Origin of the sequence: Desulfobulbus propionicus DSM 2032 (assembly GCF_000186885.1) — a bacterium.
Lineage (GTDB): Bacteria > Desulfobacterota > Desulfobulbia > Desulfobulbales > Desulfobulbaceae > Desulfobulbus > Desulfobulbus propionicus.
Map to the genome: position 1 here is coordinate 1,424,785 of NC_014972.1, position 16,611 is coordinate 1,441,395.

Genomic DNA, 16,611 nt, shown 5'->3' on the forward strand with positions numbered 1-16,611 from the left:
TGCCAGGTGAACGCATAAAAAACATATCTGTGTGTTCGTAATCCGCGATTCGCAATTAGATTGGAGGTTGGTTTTGAACGATACGCTGTTGCAATGGGCTGGATGTTGTTTGGCGCTCATGTTGCTGGCCGGTGGCTGCGCCAACAAGGAGCAAGGAGAACAGTCGGTCTCTGTCACCGACAAGGTGACTAGCAGCTCATCCACAACCACAAACTACAAGGGAAAGGTCGCGAGTTTCTCCAAACGAGCCCAAGCCATATTTTTAACAGTCGGGTCGGGCGCTAACGCACAAACAGTCCGGGTAAAATTCGATGACGCAACCAAAGGCGTCGATGAGATCGCAGAAGGCCATTTTGTCACCATCGACTACGAGTTGAGGGATGGCGAGGCCTATGCCACCAGTGTCCAACAAAATAAAGCGACTCTGCCTGAGGGTGTGACCAATATAGACACCGATGAGCTGTTGCGACTCATCCGGGAACGGGCCTCGTTTGTCCTGGTGGACCCTCGGCCGATGGATCGTTACAAGCAATCACATCTCCCCGGCGCGGTCTCCATTTCGATCGATTTATCCGAACAGCAGCAAACCGAGCTACTGCCACAGGATAAAAATACGCTCTTGGTGTTCTATGATGGCGGACACGGTCGCGGCACGGCCATAACCAGTGCTGCGGCAGCCAAAAATAAAGGATTTGCGAACGTCCGGGTCTACACAACGGGCCGGGCGGCCTGGATGGACGCTTCTTTGCCCACCTACTCCACCAGGGAGTATATCCAGAGCGGCAATGTCCTCGTGATCGATACACGCCCTAAAAAAACGAGTGCGGTCGGTCGAATCAAGGGAGCCTACACCTTGTCTGTCGATACAATCAATGCAACCCTGCGTGATTTGCCCCGTGACGCGCCCATCGTGCTGTATGGCGACGAGGCAACAAAAGCACTGGAGTTGCTGACCGATGAGGGTTTCACCGCTGTAACGCTCCTGGATGGTGGATATGCGAGTTGGGTTGAAGCAGGGAGCAAGATTGAGAAAGGGCCGATCTCTACCGCCAAGATCAAATGGGAACGGAAGCTGGAAACGGGCGAGGTGTCGCTGGACGATTTCCGCAAGGCCGTCTCTGGCAAAGAAAAAGATATTCTTCTCATTGATGTACGTGGCCGTGATGAAATCGGCAAGCAGCCACTCATTACTAACGCCATCAATATCCCCCTGGATGAACTCCCCGCGCAAGAAGCCACGTTGCCCAAGGACAAGATGATGTATCTTTACTGCTCCACCGGAGCGCGTGCCAAAATGGCGTACAACGAACTGGCAAACGCCGGCTTCAAAGCCAAATTCCTGCGCATGAATATCAAAGATCTTTCTGCCAGATAAGGAGATTTATTTTGGCACACGATCATTGTCACAACCATAATCACCATCACGCCCCCGATAATTTCAATCGGGCTTTTGCCATCGGTATAGTGCTCAATTTGTTGTTTGTCGGAGTGGAGGCTGGGTACGGCCTGTTTGCCGATTCATTGGCCCTGGTGGCCGATGCGGGACACAACTTGAGCGATGTTATGACCCTGCTCATCGCTTGGGCGGCCATGGCAGTTGCCAAGCGGTCAGCAACGGCAAAACATACCTATGGGTTCAAAAAAGGAACTATTCTTGTCTCTCTTGGCAGCGCACTGTTTCTCTATGCGGCCATTGGAGTGATCATTTGGGAGGCATTCGGACGGCTGCTGTCACCGGTTCCCGTTCACGGCATGACAATCACCGTGGTTGCTGCCATCGGCGTGGTCATCAATACCGTGACGGCCTTGTTATTCATGGCGGGGCGCAAGAAGGATCTCAACCTCAAGGCTGCATTTCTCCACATGGCTGCGGATGCCATTGTCTCTGCCGGTGTGGTGGTGTCGGGATTGGTCATCACGGCTACCGGTTGGAATATGCTCGATCCAGTATTATCCATCGTTATCGCGTTATTCATCCTCTTTGCCGGCTGGGGTTTGTTGAAAGACTCTCTCCATCTCACCATGGCCGGGGTTCCTCCCCACATCAATGCGGAAAAAGTTCTGGATTATTTGACGGCCATTCCGGAAGTGCGGTGCGTCCACGACCTGCACATCTGGGCAACCAGTACCACGGAGAACGTCTTGACAGCGCATCTGATCATGCAATCTGGCGGGAGCGATGCATTCCTCCATGAAACAGCGGAATATCTGCACCATCATTTCGATATTCACCATACAACCCTACAAATCGAACGTAGTGATATAGGGGGTGTTTGCCATACGGACCAGGGAAACGGGCAAGGGAACTGCTGGCCTGGGCGACTGGTCAATGTGGAGCAAAGAATGCAAGAAGAACACAGGCAAAGCTGCTCATGCACTGCATCGTGATAACGATGATTTTATAAAATCAAAACTATTGCCAAGGAGAATATGATGAAGCGTTTCAGATTAATTGCGATGTTACTTTCTGTACTTTTAGTGAATGCTCCTCTATTTGCACAAGAGGAGAAAAACATTTCATTTGATGACTATCTCAAATCGTTTGATTATAAAGAACGAAAAAATATGAAAATTGAAATCCCTGAAATGCTGGAACTCTACAAACAGGGATCTGCCCAAATTATCGATATTCGCTTTCCTGAAGAATATCAGGCATACAGTTTTAGTTTTATCAAGAGCATTCCGTTGAACGAACTTCCTGCGCGGCTCGCCGAACTTGATAAAAACAAAATTATCGTCACCATTTGTCCTCATTACGACCGGGCAGAAATAGCACGAACTTACCTGACATTGAAAGGATATCGTTCAAAATATTTAGTCGATGGCGCGGTTGGGCTGGCCGAATATCTCAGAGGTGATAAGGCACGAGATTTTATCAATGCCATAAAAAAATAAGAGTGCGATCCTTTTGAACTGCATGCGGCTCACAGATACACACCTGCCTGTGCAATGATCGGCATGATGAAAGCCATTGTCCAGCGATTACACTTTTGCGTAGGACTTGTCATGAGCATTTCCAGCACCGTTCATGCTCTCGAAGATGTCAAAATTATCGACAGAGTACAAACGGAACACCTTTTGCAACATGGCGCTGTCTTTATTGACAATCGCCCTGAATATAAATTTTCCCTTGGCCATATCAAAGGAGCCATAAACCTTCCTTTTTTCATAGCCAATGACCCATCAAACAAGATGACCAAGGAGAATCTTTCCCTGGCCATTGGCAACAACGAGCTTGTCGTCTTTTACTGTACCGGCATGGAGCGCGCCTACCATGCCCTGAAACAGGCGCGACAATGGGGGATCACTGCTGAAATGTATTGGTACAAGAATGGATTTGAAGAGTGGAAGATGTTTTACCCGCCGCACCTTGACTGAACCCTTTGGCATGGCCCCTGAACCAGTATGCGACGGCATAGTGAGGGAGATCAACGACAATGCGCAACCAGCTTTTTCCACCTGTAAAAGCCGAAGTGTTCAATGATTCGAATACAGTCTGCTTCTGTTTCGGCTACACCAAACAAGCCATTGAACAGGATTGCCGTGTTCACGGGGGGCGTTCGACAATTCTGGAACGGATTGTCCGGGAAAAACAAAAGGGAGGATGCCACTGCGCCCAAACCAATCCCAAGGGGCGGTGATGTCTGGCCGATGTCCGCCAGGTGGTGGACAAAATGGTGGGCAACATCAAAGATAACCACCTAGAGCCAGGTGAGAGTGTTCGTATGAAAAGACTCTGAACGAGGAGAGCCCCCCATGCCGTATCATGGCACAGTTCTCTCAATCCGGGGAAGCGTTATCGATGTGCGTTTCCCTCCCTCTCACCTGCCGGTGATTAACAGTCGGCTGCTCACTGGCGCACGCCAACATATCGTTTTAGAAGTGCAAGCGCACTTGCATGACGACACCGTCCGCTGTATCGCCCTCAATAACACCCAGGGCTTGGAACGCAACACCGTCGTTGTCGATACCGGCACCACCATCGAGGTGCCGGTGGGTAACCGCCTTCTTGGTCGGGTGTTCAATGTTTTTGGCGAGACCATCGATGGGGGAACGCCCTTGGCAGGCGGCGAGTGGCGCTCCATCCATCAGACACCTGTTTCATTGGCGGAACGGGGTACACAATCGCAGGTGCTGCAAACAGGAATCAAGGCCTTGGATTTGCTTGTACCCTTGGAGCGGGGTGGGAAAGCAGGCCTTTTTGGCGGGGCCGGGGTAGGCAAAACCGTGCTCATTACCGAGTTGATCAACAATATCGTCGGCCAATACGAGGGGGTCAGTCTCTTCTGCGGCATTGGCGAACGCTCCCGGGAGGCCGAGGAGATCTACCGGGAAATAGAGAAGGCGGGAGTTCTCGACAAGACCATCATGGTGTTTGGGCAGATGAATGAAGCCCCCGGTGCCCGCTTTCGTGTCGGTCATGCCGCCCTGACCATGGCCGAATACTTCCGCGATGTGCAAAAACGCGATGTGCTCCTGCTGATTGATAACGTCTTCCGCTTTATTCAAGCAGGCTTGGAGATATCGGGACTGATGGGGCGGCTCCCATCTCGGGTCGGGTATCAACCCACCCTGGCCTCGGAGCTGGCTGAGTTGGAAGAACGGATCTGCAACACAGTCAACGGCGCAATCACCTCCATCCAGGCCGTGTATGTCCCGGCGGATGATTTCACCGATCCCGCTGCCACCCACACCTTTGCCCACCTCTCGGCAACCATCGTCCTTTCTCGGAAAAGAGCGAGCGAGGGGTTCTATCCGGCTATCGATTTACTGCGGTCCTCATCGAAGATGCTCTCCCCCCAGATTGTCGGCAAGCGCCATTATCAAGTTGCCCAGGAAATCAAAAAAACGCTGGCTGTCTATGAAGATCTGAAAGACATCATCGCCATGCTGGGACTTGAAGAACTCTCTCAGGAAGACAGAAACGTAGTGCAACGCGCCCGCCGCCTGGAGCGTTTTCTCACCCAGCCATTTCACACCACGGAACATTTTACCGGCTTGCCTGGAAAACTGGTGGCTTTGGAAGACACGATCTCAGGCTGCGAGCGAATCCTGGGCGATGAATTCGCCAACTGCCCGGAAAAATACATTTATATGATTGGAACGGTCGATGAGCATGAGTGTGTGGCCAACGGAGGCAGGAGAGGATGAGAGTGAAAATTCTGCTGCCCACCTCGATCTTTCTCGACCAGGAGGTGCGAAAGATTGTTGCTGAAGGAATGGGCGGTTCCTTTTGTCTGCTGCCACGCCATATTGATTACACCAATGCCCTGGTGCCCGGAATTGTGACACTGGAAAGCGATGATGGCCAAATAGCCTACTACGCTGTGAGTGAAGGGATTCTGGTTAAAATCGGCCACCAAGTGCTCATCTCGGTCAGGGATGCGGTCAGGGGCGATACCCTTGAGGAACTGAAGCAAGCCGTGGACAACCAGTTCCTCCAGTCGATGAAGCAAGAAGAGGCCAGCCGTACCGCTTTGAAGAAACTGGAGGCCGATACCATTCGGCGGTTCATGGAACTGGGGGAACGAGTCCGATGAAGCCGTCCGACTATAACTCGAAGCACGAGAAAGGTCCGGCTCACAGTGCCAAGATTGATCGGGACGCGAGGCGCCGCCTGAAAGCACAACGGGAGAAGAATAAAAATATCTGGTACGGCATGGGTATGTTCGGCCTGGTGGGGTGGTCAATAGCCATTCCGACCCTGCTGGGAGTAGCTTTGGGGATGTGGATTGATCGCCGGTGGCCAAGCCCTTATTCCTGGACGTTGATGCTGCTCTTTGCTGGCCTGATGGTTGGCTGTATCAACAGCTGGCACTGGATCAAACAAACAGGCAAGGACGACGAGTGAGGATGACCATGGAATACGCTGTTGTGTTTCTCGCCGGCATAGCCTTGGGTTGCTTTTATTTTGGCGGCTTATGGCTGACCACGCGCTCCGTGGCGCGAGTGCCCAAGGGGCAGGTACAGCTCATATCTTCGTTTTCGCCGGCATTGAAAATGTTCCTGAGTTTCATTGGCAGGATGGGTGTCACCCTGGCGGGCATGTACTGGTTGATGCAGGGAAATTGGATCCGTGCGCTTATGGCCTTGCTGGGCATCCTGCTGGCCCGGTTTCTCGTCAAATACTGGGTAAGCTCCGTGGTGCGGAAGGAGGTGTCCGAATGACCATCAGTCCTGATGCCATCATCTATTTTTATCTCGGTCCATTTCCGGTAAATGCGACCCTTGTCTTTACCTGGGCAGTGATGGGTATTTTGGTGCTCCTGTCCTGGCTGGTCACGCGGAACATATCGAGTGAGGTGTCTATGTCCCACTGGCAAAATTTTCTTGAGATCACCGTTTCCGAAATCCAGACACAAATACGAGAGGTGAGTAATCAGGAGGCCCGCCACTACATCCCCTTTATCGGCACCCTATTTTTGTTCATCCTCACCGCCAATGTCCTGAGCGTTATTCCCGAATTTTCCCCTCCGACCGGCTCCTTCTCGACAACCGTGGCGCTCGCCATCTGCGTCTTCATTGCCGTGCCTCTCTATGGCGTGTCCAGTAAGGGTTGGAGCAGTTACCTCAGCGACTATGTCAAACCGACCTTCATCATGCTACCCTTCAATATTATTGGTGAAATATCCAGAACCCTTGCCTTGGCGGTCAGGCTGTATGGCAACATGATGAGTGGTACAGTTATTGTTGCTATTCTTTTAGGGATAACCCCCTTGTTCTTCCCGGTTGTTATGCACGCTTTAGGTTTATTGACAGGTGTCATCCAAGCCTACATTTTTTCAATTTTAGCCATGGTGTATATTGCTTCAGCCAGTAAATCAGCAAAACGAAACAATCATCAACCCCCCTCAGCCTAGGTACGTCGTATGGATATGGTAACTATCATTGCGGTTAGCTCAATTGTTGTTGCCGGATTCACCATTGCTCTCGGCAGCATCGGACCAGCGCTTGGAGAAGCCAGGGCTGTGGCCCAGGCTATCAGTGCCATTGCCCAACAACCCGATGAGGCAAACACCATCACGCGGACGCTTTTTGTCGGTCTGGCCATGATTGAATCAACGGCCATCTACTGCTTTGTGGTGTCCATGATTCTGATTTTCGCCAATCCTTTTTGGAATTATGCGATCAATCATGCGGGGAAGTGAGCGATGTCCGTCAACTGGATGACCGTTATTGCCCAGATATGCAACTTTCTCATTCTGATTTGGCTGCTGAAACGTTTTCTGTACGGCCCCATCCTGCGGGCGATGGATAAGCGCCAACAACATTTGGCGGAAATTCAGGAAGCGGCCCGCCGGAAAAGCGCCGAGGCAGAAGAAGCTGTTGCGTCGTATACGGCCCTGACCGCTGACCTAGCGAACGAGAAACACCGGATTTTAAGCGATGCCAAAATCGCGGTGGAGCAGGATCGTCAAGTGTATTTGGAGCATGCTCGAAAAGACGTGGACCGCATCAAAAATGACTGGATTCTGTCCATGCAGCGGGAGCAGGACGCCTTTCTTCAGCAGGGACGTGTCTTGATTGGCCAGGGGGCCTGTCAATTGGCCCGAAGGATCCTGCATGACCTTGCTGGAGCCGATCTGGAGCGGGGGATGGTGGCGGTGTTCATAGAAAAGCTGCGCACCCTTTCGCCCGAGCAGCAGCGCCAATTGCGGGTTGCGGCTGGGCGTGATGGTGCACCGATACGGATCCACAGCTCCTTTGCTCTCGACGCAGGCCAACAAGAACAACTTGCCGCCATGCTCTTGCCTCTGGCGGAGACAATTGGGCCGGTAGACTTTGTGGTGAGCGATAACCTGATCGCCGGCATCGAGCTGGATGTCGGCGAAAGGCATTACGGCTGGAGCATTGAGGAGTATATGCACGATCTTGAGCAGTCGCTGCAACGATATATCGAGAAGGGCCTCCCTTCGCCGGACCACGAACATGCTTGAGTTCATTATCCAGGATATGTCCCGGGTCTTTGCGACGCTTGCCGAGGAAACAAGGACCGCTTTACAAGCCACGGAAGTCGGTTATGTGGTTGCCGTGGGGAGCGGCATTGCCCGGGTGGAAGGATTGCCCAGTGTCAAATCCCAGGAACTGCTGCTGTTTCACGGCGGCGTGCCCGGGATAGCCTTTAACATCGATCCCTATGAAATTGGCGTCATTCTCCTCGGGGAGTGTGCCAACATCGCAGCAGGAACCAAGGTCTACTGCACCGGGCGAGTGGTTGATATTCCCGTGGGCGATGCGCTGTTGGGGCGAGTTATCAGCGCAACTGGCGCGCCCCTGGATGGAGAAAGTGGTATCGAAGCTGTCGAGCGGTTGCCCGTTGAACAGGAGTCCCCTTCGATTATGGATAGAGCCCCGGTGGTCACACCCCTGGAAACAGGCATTAAGGTCATCGATGCCCTGGTACCCATTGGCAAGGGGCAACGGGAGTTGATTCTCGGGGATCGGCAAACGGGTAAAACTGCCATTGCCTTGGACACCATCATCAATCAGCAGGGCAAAAACGTGTTGTGCGTCTACTGTGCCATCGGTCAACGCGGATCAGCAGTTGCCCAGTTGATTGCCTCCCTGCGGCGCCATGGTGCCATGGCCTATACCGTTGTTCTGGTTGCCGGTGGTGACGAATCTCCTGGACTGCAATTCATCGCCCCCTATGCCGCCACCAGTATCGCCGAATATTTCATGCGCCAGGGCCGCGATGTCTTGGTTGTCTATGACGATCTGACCCGACACGCACGGGCCTATCGCGAACTTTCGCTGCTATTGCGTCGGCCTCCAGGCCGTGAAGCCTATCCTGGCGACATCTTCTACATTCATTCCCGCCTGCTGGAGCGTTCCACCCATCTGCGTCCCGAATTGGGCGGCGGATCCCTAACCGCCATACCCATCCTGGAGACCCAGGCGCAGAACCTCGCCGACTATATTCCCACCAATCTTATCTCGATCACCGATGGTCAAATCTATCTTTCCCCTGATTTTTTTCAGAAAGGGGTACTGCCTGCGGTCGATGTCGGCAAGTCGGTATCCCGGGTCGGGGGCAAGACACAGCTGCCAGCCTACCGCGCTATTACCGGCGATTTACGCCTTGCCTATGCCCAATTCGAAGAACTGGAAAGTTTTGCCCGCTTCAGCACACGACTGGATCACGAAACCCTGATGACCATCGAACGGGGGCGCAGAATCCGCGAGGTGCTCAAACAGCCGCAATACACGCCGCTGACTACGACCGAGCAGATCATCATTCTCTTGGCAGCCACCGAGGGGTATCTGGACAATCTTGAACTCCAGGAGATTGCCGATGCCGAAGAGCGGCTGCAGCAGGCGGTCTTAAACGAACTGCCTGATTTAGAACAACAGATTTTTGACGGCAAGGTGCTCGGTGACGGCGACAGGCAACTCCTGGCGGAGAGTATCCAGCGAGTTGTGCAAACATACAGGGGGTGAGGCTGTGGCCACCTTGGAGAGTCTGGTTCGCAAGATGAAGAGTGTTGACGACCTCCAATCCATCGTGCGCACCATGAAGGCCATGGCGGCGGCCAACCTGCGTCAATATGAACGGGCTGTCGAGTCTCTCCAGGACTATCATCATACCGTAGCATTGGGGCTGCAGATTGTTCTCAAGGGCAATGGCGCCAAAAGGATGCCCCCAATAGCATTGCCTCGTAAGAAAGGTGCGCTGCTCGCTGTGGTGATCGGGACGGATTATGGATTTGCCGGTCAATTCAATGAAGAGATTATCCGGTACGCATTGCACGTGCTCAGCCACGACCACCATAGCGGATGCCATGTGATTGCGGTTGGTGCGCAGATTGCGGCCGGGCTCACCGCCTTGCAACGAGTCATTGCAGCATCCTACCCCTTGCCGTCCTCCCTTGCCGGTGTCAATCCGCTCGTCCAACGCTTACTGCTGGAAATTGAACGCATAAAAGCTGACCAGGATATCGAGGAAGTCGTTCTGCTGTTCAATAGACCAGCAGCTGCAACGACCTACGCCCAGGAAAAAATCCGGCTATTCCCAGTCCTCATGGACGATTTGCAAAGTAAAACCGGTAAGTGGCCGTCACGATCAATACCGATCTCTGCCATTGCCCATGAACAGATGCTGAGAGCACTGGTACGTGAGTATATTTACGTCAACATCTTCAGATCGATAGCCCTTTCGATGGCCGGCGAGAATGCCAGCCGTCTGGCGGCCATGCATGCCGCCGTCAAAAAAATAGAAGAGGTTTCGGACGCCCTGACCATGGAGTATCGCCAGAACAGGCAAAATGCCATTACCGGAGAACTGCTTGATATTATTTCCGGGTTTGAGGCGCTTTCCCAATAGAGAAAGAGCCTGTGACACGGCAAAGCCACTGGTCACTGACTGTGTGTCTAGGTCGCAATTCTTTTTCACAAAACGAATTGGAACAGATAGCCGGCAGAAACCGCCATACCCAAGATGACCGTTAAAAAAGCGATTATCATGGGCATGCGAAACATCGACTTCAACAAAATGACTTCCGTTAGGCTGGCACCGGCGCCGCCTATGATCAGAGCCATAATGGCTCCAAGTCCCATACCCTTGGTCACCAGAACCGCACTCAGAGGGATAAGTGCTTCAGCCCGCACATAAAGCGGAATACCGATGACTGCGGCAATAGGGACTGCAAGCGGGCTGTCGCCACTGGCATATCTGGCAATGAATTCTGTGGGGACAAACCCATACACCAGGGAGCCAAAGGCAACACCCAGCAGTAGATACAGAAATATAGCCTTGAACTGGAGCCAACCATCCAGAAATGCCCGTTTTAACTTAAGCATAAATGCTGGGGCGTCCGTTTCAGTGGTGGCCGTACAACAAGCTGGTGAAAACGTAGGCAGTGCGGAACAACAGGTTTCGACAAGGGGCGTGCGGCAGGAATCTTGTACAGAGGCCATCGGAAAAGAAGCGCAGCAAGAACCTTGAGCAGGCTGCGTACTTCCTGCTTCCGTGGCAGGATTCTTCCCCGCCGGATTTGCGGTGGGCGGGTTGGGGGAGCAGCAACTTGCAGCGGGAATTTTCCCTTCGGGGATAACATATCGTTCAAAACCAAGGTCCTCCAACACTAAACCACCGACAATGGAAACCATCAAGGCGACAAAGGTGTACACCACCGTCACTCGCATACCAAAGGTAACCAGGAACATCCCGATAATAATCGGATTCAGCAATGGCGAGGTGAACAAAAAGGTGAGTGTGTGGCCAAACCCTACCTTGGCCTTCAGCAATCCACGCAGCATAGGGATGGTTGAGCAACTGCAAAACGGGGTGATCGCCCCCAAAAATGCAGCGAAAATATACCCCAAACCCTTTTTCCCGCTTAAAACAGCCTGGATCTTTGAATCAGGGATATACTGCTGCAACAGACTCACTCCAGCGCTAATCAGAAGGAAAAGCGCGGAGAGTTCAAACCCAAGGAATAAAAACATCCCAAGGGTATCTTTAATCATCAGGTAATACGCATCCATGGCAAAACCTCCATTATTTTTATTTTTCTAAAATAATGGAAATGTTTTCCTTGTCAATACATTTCTGTTATTTTAGAAATATTGAAACAAGGGAGGGATCATATGGAAATTGAAGCTGTTGCGGCCGCATTGAAAGAACTGGGACACCCTACCCGGCTAGGTGTGTACAAAACGCTTGTCAAGGCCGGAGAGCGAGGGTTGCCCGTGGGAGATTTGCAAAAAAAATTGGATGTCCCCGGGTCCACATTGAGTCATCACATTGCCGCACTGGTTTCTGTGGGGCTTGTCCGGCAGGTGCGGGAAGGAAGGATACTTTATTGTATCGCTCAGTATGAGGTGCTTGACGTCATAATGGGTTTTCTCATGGAAGAATGCTGTGTTGATCAGGTCGGAGCCCACACTTTCTGCGGTAAAAATCTCAAAAAATCTTCATAAGAAGTGAGCCAAAACAATCAACGATTAAGCGGTAATTCCTTGCGGGCTTTCCATGTAAAAATCTGCAGTTACATGCAAAAAAATTATCAACAGGATGAGGTTCTGCCATGCAACAGTCTGGAGAAAATATGATCGCGAAAAAAGTAAGCTGGTATGAGGCTGTAGCCATTCTGGTTATCATTGCAATTACTTGGCTCGATGAAATCCTTGACATCCCCTACGTCTTACTCGGCGGTCCGGCAACTCCGATAAACTGGCGTGAATCCTTATTTGAGAGCCTGATTATCACGATTGTAGGGGTGGTTATCATCCGCCACACTTATAAATTACTCGTTCGAGTGAGCTACCTGGAAAGCATATTGCCAGTGTGTCCCTCCTGCAAGAAGATCAGAGTTGATCGAGAATTTTGGCAAGATATCGAACGGTATATTCAGGAACGGGCAAAATCCGATTCAACCTATGGTATCTGTCCGGATTGCATAGATAAATATTATCCGGAAATAGGACACACGAAGAAATGATCACAGTACGAGCGGACTGGAGAATGTATGAAGAACTTTCTTGAGCAGCCAAGTCGTTATCTTTTCTTTACAGGGAAAGGTGGCGTAGGCAAAACTGCCCTTGCCTGTGCTTCTGCGATCCGCCTTGCTGAAATGGGCAAACGAATCCTCCTTGTCAGCACAGACCCAGCCTCAAACCTCGATGAGATGCTCGGGATCCAACTCTCTCTGCGAGCGACTGCCGTGCCGGGTGTTGATCGGCTCTCCGCGCTTAATATCGATCCTGAGTTGGCCGCCACCCATTATCGGGAGCGGGTAATAGCCCCCTACCGCGCCATCTGGACAGAATCACAGATCGCCGAACTGCAAGAGCAACTTGCCGGTGCCTGTACGGTGGAAATAGCCGCCTTCGATGAGTTTGCCGAACTCCTGGCCGGGAGTGAAAACGAGGTACCCTATGATCATGTTTTGTTCGATACCGCACCGACCGGACATACTTTGCGACTTCTGCAGTTGCCCAGCGCTTGGACCTCCTTCCTCCAGTCGACGACTCGAGGCGCTTCCTGTCTTGGGCCACATTCCGGGCTAAAAATGGAAGAGGCCCGATTTTCCGCCGCGTTTTCGGCTCTCAGTGATCCGGAACGAACGATCATTGTGCTTGTAACGCGGCCGGATCGTGCAGCGCTGCGAGAAATCGCCCGTTCGTCAGCGGAACTTACTGAACTTGGTCTCCTCAACCAGCAGCTTGTCATTAATGCTGTGTTTGCAGCGGCGGATCCGACCGACCGGACCGCTGCCGCTCTCGAGCGGCGCGGTCGGGTTGCGCTTATAGAGATGCCCGATCGTTTACAGAGCCTTATTCAGATGCGTATTCCTCTTCGCCCGTTCAATATGGTTGGGCTGCCGGCGCTTCGGGCGCTCCTGGACGACACCAAAGCGGCTGAACTTACACATTCTTCCGTATCTTCGGTTCAGCAAACTGATTATCCTCGGCTTTCTGGCCTCATAGACGAGATTGCGCAGTCTGGTAAGGGGTTGGTGATGGTCATGGGAAAGGGCGGCGTTGGCAAGACCACGATCGCGGCAGCCATTGCCGTGGAACTCGCCTCTCGTGGTGCCAAGGTCCATCTCAGTACAACCGATCCAGCTGCTCATCTTGCCACGACCCTTGAAGGGAGTGTCGAAAATCTCTCGGTCAGCAGGATCGACCCCGTCCTAGAAACAAAGGCTTATGTTGATCAGGTGATGAGCACCCGTGGAGCACGGCTTAATAAAGATGAACGGGCACTGTTAGCCGAAGATCTCCGTTCGCCCTGTTATGAAGAAATTGCTGTCTTCACCGCTTTTTCTCGGCTCATCATGCAAGCCCGTTCGACCTTTGTCATTCTCGACACTGCACCAACCGGCCACACCTTGCTCCTTCTCGACACCACCGGGGCATATCATCGGCAAGTGGTCGGTAGCGAGGACACCGCAAATGAGTCTGTAGGTATTGTCACGCCCTTGATGAAACTCAGGGATCCCAAGCACACAAAGATACTCCTGGTCACTCTCGCAGAAACCACCCCAGTCTCAGAGGCGGCACGTTTACAAGCCGATCTTAATCGTGCCGGGGTGGAACCCTACGCATGGGTTATCAATAGCAGCCTTACTGCCTCAGGAACGAGAGATCCATGTCTGGCTCAGCGGGTCACCGCAGAGATTATGCAGATTGACGCCGTACGAACCCACCATGCCCGTCGATTCGCCATAGTTCCATGGATGCCCGAGGAACCGGTGGGACCTGTTCGGCTCCTCTCATTGGCACGCGATGGGGTAAATTCCTCTGTCCCTTCTCTCCGGGAGAGTTAGCATCCATTGTTTGTTCAGCAAGGCAAACATGGCCGGATTCTCTGTTGCAACGATGAGCAGATCGAGCTTTCGGGGAGATTATTCATGCCGAAAAATTAGCTGGACCAAATTGGCTGACTACAACGAACCATGAAAGCTCAGTGCTTCGGCAGGACAAGGCCAGTGCTTCGCTAAAGGCTTGCATATAAATCGGGTTCCCCTCTTTTTAATTGGTCAGGCTGTCCGGAAGAGTTTCTTCAACAAAATCGAGGATAAGGTCACGGACAGAGCGATATGCTTGCAGAATCGCCTCCTCTGAGGAGGTATCTTTGGCTAAGTGCGGAGGGTCGGGAAAGCCTTGATGAATGATGCGTCCGGGAAAGTAGGGGCAGCTTTCATGGGCATGGTCACAAAGGGTGACAACGTAATCAAAGGGCATTGATGGCAATTCATCGATCAGTTTGGATTGCTGAGCGCTGATATCCACCCCGGCTTCCGCCATGACACGGACCGCCAAGGGGTTGAGTCCATGTTTCTCGATCCCGGCGGAATAGGGTTCAATTCTCTCGCCTTTCAAATGGCGCGTCCACCCCTCGGCCATTTGGCTGCGGCACGAATTGCCGGTGCAGAGGAAAAGGATGGTCGTCTTTCGCTGTTCGCTGTTGTTGTTGGATGCGCTCATAGAAACATTTTCAACCCTTTGTGCCGGTACTCGGCGAGGAACGCCTCAACCTGCATCTTTATTTGGTCCCGTATTTTCTGGATTCCAGCCAATTTGGTCTCCCGGTCGCCCTCCAGACGGGAAGGATCGGCAAAAGGCCAATTGAGCCGCAGGGCTCGACCGGGAAAGAGCGGGCACAGCTCACTCGCTTTCTGTGAGCAGACCGTGATCACCACATCATAGCTGCGCCCCTTTTTGAACAGATCAAGCGCTGCCTGGGTGGTGTTATTCTTAAGATCGTAGCCAATTTCGTCCATGACCTCAATCACCAGCGGATTGAGGGTACCAGCTTCCAGCCCGCAGCTTTCGACAAAAAAGTCGTCGCGGCCGAGATGCTTGAGAAAAGCCTCGGCCATCTGGCTGCGGGCTGAGTTGTGTTCACAGACGAAAAGGACTTGGAGCATGGTTTACCTCTCGGGTTTGACTCGCACATGGCAGACCCCGGTCAGGGTCCGCTGTTCATAGGGAAAATATTTATTCTTCAGTCGCAGGGCCACATTAACCAAAGCGATTAACACCGGCACCTCGACCAGAGGACCGATGACCGCAGCAAAGGCTTCGCCGGAGTTGATACCGAAAACGGCGATGGCCACGGCTATCGCCAGCTCAAAATTGTTGGACGCGGCAGTGAAGCTCAAGGTGACGGTCTGCTCGTAGGTCGCCCCTGCTTTCAACGACAGGAAGAACGAGACCCCGAACATTATCAAAAAATAGATGGTTAAGGGCAGGGCAATACGCAACACATCGAGTGGCAGCTGAACTATGTATTCACCCTTGAGCGAGAACATCACTAGAATGGTGAAGAGTAGGAAAATCAGGGTCAACGGGCTAATTTTTGGAATGAACACCGTTTCATACCAGTCTCTGCCTTTCAACTTGATGCCAATCAGGCGACTGAGCATGCCGGCGATAAAGGGGATCCCCAGGTAAATGAACACCGATTGGGCGATTTCGCCGATGGAGACATCGACCACTGCTCCGGACAGGCCGAACCAGCCGGGAATGACAGTGATGAAGATCCAGGCGTAGAGGGAGAAAAACAACACCTGGAAGATCGAGTTGAATGCCACCAATCCAGCGCAGTATTCGGTGTCGCCGTCTGCCAGATCGTTCCAGACAATGACCATGGCGATACAGCGGGCCAAGCCGATGAGGATCAGGCCGACCATGTAGTGCTGCTGGCCGGAAAGCAGGGCGATGGCCAAGAGGAACATCAGCACTGGCCCGATCACCCAATTCTGTACCAGGGAGAGCAGCAGCACCCGGCCATTGCGGAAGACCTGGCCCAGTTGCTCGTATTTCACTTTGGCCAAGGGCGGATACATCATCATGATCAGACCGATGGCAATGGGAATGTTGGTAGTGCCCACTTGAAAGGCGTTGATCACATGCTGGACGCCGGGAACGGCATAACCGAGCATAACCCCGGCGAACATGGCGAGAAAGATCCACAGGGTAAGATACCGATCAAGAAAACTGAGTTGTTTTTGGTGCTGAGACATGGCACATCCTTTGAGAAATAATGTTCAGGAATACATCCAGGTGCAATGCATTGCATTGACGATACGATCATTTTTTAATCCGCCTGGGCGGATGCGTCAATCCCAAACAAGAATAGACTAGATGGAGGTTAGAGGA

20 protein-coding genes are annotated in these 16,611 nt (G+C 52.4%); 16 read left to right on the plus strand and 4 right to left on the minus strand.

Annotated elements, in window-relative coordinates; all coding sequences use genetic code 11:
• The first annotated feature begins 73 nt into the window (after positions 1 to 73).
• The 13 genes from DESPR_RS17810 (at position 74) to DESPR_RS06315 (ending at position 10,324) form a co-directional block, all read left to right on the plus strand.
• Positions 74 to 1,375: a rhodanese-like domain-containing protein gene (locus DESPR_RS17810; RefSeq protein WP_015723964.1), complete on the plus strand. Its 1,302-nt coding sequence runs from the start codon at positions 74 to 76 to the stop codon at positions 1,373 to 1,375.
• Positions 1,376 to 1,386: 11 nt separating this feature from the next.
• Positions 1,387 to 2,388 carry a cation diffusion facilitator family transporter gene (locus DESPR_RS06255; protein ID WP_015723965.1) on the plus strand — a complete coding sequence of 334 codons (1,002 nt, stop codon included), beginning with the start codon at positions 1,387 to 1,389 and terminating at the stop codon, positions 2,386 to 2,388.
• A 45-nt stretch (positions 2,389 to 2,433) separates the two neighbouring features.
• Positions 2,434 to 2,895 (plus strand): rhodanese-like domain-containing protein, encoded by a 462-nt coding sequence (locus DESPR_RS06260; protein WP_015723966.1) that lies wholly within the window; start codon positions 2,434 to 2,436, stop codon positions 2,893 to 2,895.
• A 111-nt stretch (positions 2,896 to 3,006) separates the two neighbouring features.
• Positions 3,007 to 3,378: a rhodanese-like domain-containing protein gene (locus DESPR_RS17815; RefSeq protein ID WP_015723967.1), complete on the plus strand. Its 372-nt coding sequence runs from the start codon at positions 3,007 to 3,009 to the stop codon at positions 3,376 to 3,378.
• Positions 3,379 to 3,756: 378 nt separating this feature from the next.
• Positions 3,757 to 5,151: a F0F1 ATP synthase subunit beta gene (gene atpD / locus DESPR_RS06275; RefSeq protein WP_015723969.1), complete on the plus strand. Its 1,395-nt coding sequence runs from the start codon at positions 3,757 to 3,759 to the stop codon at positions 5,149 to 5,151.
• A complete protein-coding gene (locus tag DESPR_RS06280) occupies positions 5,148 to 5,540 on the plus strand; it encodes a F0F1 ATP synthase subunit epsilon (RefSeq protein ID WP_015723970.1) in 393 nt (130 codons plus the stop codon). The genes atpD and DESPR_RS06280 overlap by 4 nt, the downstream gene beginning before the upstream one ends.
• Entirely contained in the window at positions 5,537 to 5,851 is a 315-nt protein-coding gene (locus DESPR_RS06285; protein WP_015723971.1) for an AtpZ/AtpI family protein, read from the plus strand. The genes DESPR_RS06280 and DESPR_RS06285 overlap by 4 nt, the downstream gene beginning before the upstream one ends.
• 2 nt (positions 5,852 to 5,853) lie before the next feature.
• Positions 5,854 to 6,168, plus strand: a complete 315-nt coding sequence (locus DESPR_RS06290; protein ID WP_043769756.1) for an ATP synthase subunit I — start codon at positions 5,854 to 5,856, stop codon at positions 6,166 to 6,168.
• Positions 6,165 to 6,860, plus strand: coding sequence for a F0F1 ATP synthase subunit A (locus DESPR_RS06295; protein WP_015723973.1), 696 nt, complete (start codon positions 6,165 to 6,167; stop codon positions 6,858 to 6,860). The genes DESPR_RS06290 and DESPR_RS06295 overlap by 4 nt, the downstream gene beginning before the upstream one ends.
• Positions 6,861 to 6,869: 9 nt before the next feature.
• Complete coding sequence (locus DESPR_RS06300) at positions 6,870 to 7,148, plus strand: F0F1 ATP synthase subunit C (RefSeq protein WP_015723974.1); 279 nt, start codon at positions 6,870 to 6,872, stop codon at positions 7,146 to 7,148.
• Between the two features lie 3 nt (positions 7,149 to 7,151).
• Positions 7,152 to 7,937, plus strand: coding sequence for a F0F1 ATP synthase subunit B family protein (locus DESPR_RS06305; protein ID WP_015723975.1), 786 nt, complete (start codon positions 7,152 to 7,154; stop codon positions 7,935 to 7,937).
• Positions 7,930 to 9,441, plus strand: coding sequence for an alternate F1F0 ATPase, F1 subunit alpha (locus DESPR_RS06310; protein ID WP_015723976.1), 1,512 nt, complete (start codon positions 7,930 to 7,932; stop codon positions 9,439 to 9,441). Before DESPR_RS06305 ends, DESPR_RS06310 begins: the two co-directional genes overlap by 8 nt.
• A gap of 4 nt (positions 9,442 to 9,445) precedes the next feature.
• Positions 9,446 to 10,324 carry a F0F1 ATP synthase subunit gamma gene (locus DESPR_RS06315; RefSeq protein ID WP_015723977.1) on the plus strand — a complete coding sequence of 293 codons (879 nt, stop codon included), beginning with the start codon at positions 9,446 to 9,448 and terminating at the stop codon, positions 10,322 to 10,324.
• A gap of 65 nt (positions 10,325 to 10,389) precedes the next feature.
• Here DESPR_RS06315 and DESPR_RS06320 read toward each other — a convergent pair whose 3' ends face one another.
• On the minus strand, positions 10,390 to 11,487 hold the full coding sequence (locus DESPR_RS06320) for a permease (protein ID WP_015723978.1): 1,098 nt from the start codon (positions 11,485 to 11,487) through the stop codon (positions 10,390 to 10,392).
• A 102-nt stretch (positions 11,488 to 11,589) separates the two neighbouring features.
• On the opposite strand from DESPR_RS06320, the gene DESPR_RS06325 reads away from it, so the two are divergent.
• The 3 genes from DESPR_RS06325 to arsA all read left to right on the plus strand — a co-directional run bounded on the left by DESPR_RS06325 (position 11,590) and on the right by arsA (position 14,273).
• Positions 11,590 to 11,922 carry an ArsR/SmtB family transcription factor gene (locus DESPR_RS06325; protein ID WP_015723979.1) on the plus strand — a complete coding sequence of 111 codons (333 nt, stop codon included), beginning with the start codon at positions 11,590 to 11,592 and terminating at the stop codon, positions 11,920 to 11,922.
• 128 nt (positions 11,923 to 12,050) lie between these two features.
• Positions 12,051 to 12,443 carry a hypothetical protein gene (locus tag DESPR_RS06330; RefSeq protein WP_169701542.1) on the plus strand — a complete coding sequence of 131 codons (393 nt, stop codon included), beginning with the start codon at positions 12,051 to 12,053 and terminating at the stop codon, positions 12,441 to 12,443.
• A gap of 27 nt (positions 12,444 to 12,470) precedes the next feature.
• Positions 12,471 to 14,273 (plus strand): arsenical pump-driving ATPase, encoded by a 1,803-nt coding sequence (gene arsA / locus DESPR_RS06335; protein ID WP_015723981.1) that lies wholly within the window; start codon positions 12,471 to 12,473, stop codon positions 14,271 to 14,273.
• 205 nt (positions 14,274 to 14,478) lie between these two features.
• Here arsA and DESPR_RS06340 read toward each other — a convergent pair whose 3' ends face one another.
• Genes DESPR_RS06340 through arsB form a run of 3 tightly spaced genes read right to left on the minus strand, consistent with a single transcriptional unit; the run spans position 14,479 to position 16,475 of the window.
• Entirely contained in the window at positions 14,479 to 14,934 is a 456-nt protein-coding gene (locus DESPR_RS06340) for an arsenate reductase ArsC (protein WP_015723982.1), read from the minus strand.
• Positions 14,931 to 15,377, minus strand: a complete 447-nt coding sequence (locus tag DESPR_RS06345; RefSeq protein WP_015723983.1) for an arsenate reductase ArsC — start codon at positions 15,375 to 15,377, stop codon at positions 14,931 to 14,933. The genes DESPR_RS06340 and DESPR_RS06345 overlap by 4 nt, the downstream gene beginning before the upstream one ends.
• A gap of 3 nt (positions 15,378 to 15,380) precedes the next feature.
• Entirely contained in the window at positions 15,381 to 16,475 is a 1,095-nt protein-coding gene (arsB, locus tag DESPR_RS06350) for an ACR3 family arsenite efflux transporter (protein WP_015723984.1), read from the minus strand.
• Positions 16,476 to 16,611 lie beyond the last annotated feature (136 nt).